1 protein-coding gene is annotated in these 506 nt (G+C 45.5%); it reads right to left on the bottom strand.

Annotated features, from left to right (window positions below; all coding sequences use genetic code 11):
* Window positions 1-251: 251 nt before the first annotated feature.
* On the bottom strand, window positions 252-506 hold a 255-nt coding region (locus R7093_RS28455), incomplete at its 5' end, for a hypothetical protein (protein WP_318147439.1).

The raw sequence follows: 506 nt of genomic DNA, 5'->3' as shown, positions 1-506 counted from the left end.
AGCGTTTGTCTGAGCTTTCGGTTCAAGCACTTGAAGAGCTTGCTGAAATTATCGAAGCTGGAACCGATATTTCAGAGGAATAGCGCTTAGATTGTTTCCAATACTCCCTGCTATTGGTCTAAGTGCTCACGAAAAAGCCGAGACTGTCGTCCTACAGCCTCGGCTTATTTTATGCCCGTTACCTGCATCTCCCTGTTAGTCAGATACAAAAACGCCCGCTTTAATTGCGGGCGTTTTTTATGCTTCCAAGCTTATGATTCAAACTCTTCAATCATTTCTTGAACTTCACTCTTCGGTTTATCTGTTTGACCAAAGCCACGTAGACCAACAACGTGTACGTGTTCGTGATCTTTAAACACCTTACGTACCAGCTTGTAGGTTGTACCTTTCTCTGGGCTAATGTTCTCTGGCGCAGCAATCAACAGCTGCATATCCAGACGGTCACACAGTTCGAATAGCGTTGAAATCGACTTCGCATCCAGACGTTCCGCCTCGTCGAGGAACAA

The sequence above is a fragment of the Vibrio sp. 1580 genome (genome assembly GCF_033340055.1).
Note: the sequence above shows the minus strand (reverse complement) of the source record. Positions and strands in the feature narration are given on the sequence as shown.